1 rRNA gene is annotated in these 740 nt (G+C 52.4%); it reads left to right on the top strand.

The window, feature by feature from the left end:
- A 23S ribosomal RNA gene (locus ACX5KA_RS04005) occupies positions 1-683 on the top strand; the annotation flags it as partial.
- Positions 684-740 lie beyond the last annotated feature (57 nt).

Below are 740 nucleotides of genomic sequence, written 5' to 3'. Positions count from 1 at the left end.
TGTGGACAGTGTCTGGTGGGTAGTTTGACTGGGGCGGTCTCCTCCCAAATAGTAACGGAGGAGCACGAAGGTTAGCTAATCACGGTCGGACATCGTGAGGTTAGTGCAATGGCATAAGCTAGCTTAACTGCGAGACAGACACGTCGAGCAGGTACGAAAGTAGGTCATAGTGATCCGGTGGTTCTGTATGGAAGGGCCATCGCTCAACGGATAAAAGGTACTCCGGGGATAACAGGCTGATACCGCCCAAGAGTTCATATCGACGGCGGTGTTTGGCACCTCGATGTCGGCTCATCACATCCTGGGGCTGAAGTCGGTCCCAAGGGTATGGCTGTTCGCCATTTAAAGTGGTACGCGAGCTGGGTTTAGAACGTCGTGAGACAGTTCGGTCCCTATCTGGTGTGGGCGTTGGATGATTGATGGGAGCTGCTCCTAGTACGAGAGGACCGGAGTGGACGAACCGCTGGTGTTCGGGTTGTCATGCCAATGGCATTGCCCGGTAGCTATGTTCGGAACGGATAACCGCTGAAAGCATCTAAGCGGGAAGCCGGCCCAAAGATGAGTCATCCCTGACCTTTAAGGTCTGGAAGGGTTGTTATAGACGATGACGTTGATAGGCAGGGTGTGGAAGCGTTGTAAGGCGTTAAGCTAACCTGTACTAATTGCCCGAGAGGCTTAACCATACAACGCCCAAGAAGCTTTAGACTTCTGAGTGTTGTAGACAAGCTAAGCTCTGAGAA

The sequence above is a fragment of the Alteromonas alvinellae genome (assembly GCF_902705805.1).
This window is presented reverse-complemented; position numbering and strand designations above follow the sequence as displayed.